This is a genomic window from Aquabacterium sp. UBA2148 (assembly GCF_002328915.1).
Classification (GTDB): domain Bacteria; phylum Pseudomonadota; class Gammaproteobacteria; order Burkholderiales; family Burkholderiaceae_C; genus Aquabacterium; species Aquabacterium parvum.
Window position 1 is genome coordinate 3,587 of the sequence record NZ_DCXA01000261.1, and the last position, 308, is coordinate 3,894.

Here is a 308-nt window from a genome sequence, read left to right on the forward strand (position 1 = left end):
GCGCCGCTGAAACGCTGGCGCAACTCGGCCAAGGCATCGGCTGTGGGGTCTGCACGAGGAGCACGAGCTGACAGGCTGTCATGAGCGCCCCAGGTTGGATGGGTCTGCGTGAGGGGGCCGGCGGTCGGCGCCATGTGCGAGGAGCCGACCGCAATCGAGGACGAGGCGCTCATTGCCAGCACCGGCATGGCCGGCAAGCGCACCGTGCACCAGAAGGTGCTGCCTTCGCCCAGGCGGCTGTCCACGCCGATGCGCCCGCCCATGAGCTCGACCAGGCTGCGCGTGATCGCCAGGCCCAGGCCCGTGCC

Annotated in this window: 1 protein-coding gene; it reads right to left on the minus strand. The window is 70.8% G+C overall.

The window, feature by feature from the left end:
- A partial coding sequence (locus B2W70_RS14550; RefSeq protein WP_286746746.1) for an ATP-binding protein occupies positions 1-308 on the minus strand: 308 nt, incomplete at both ends.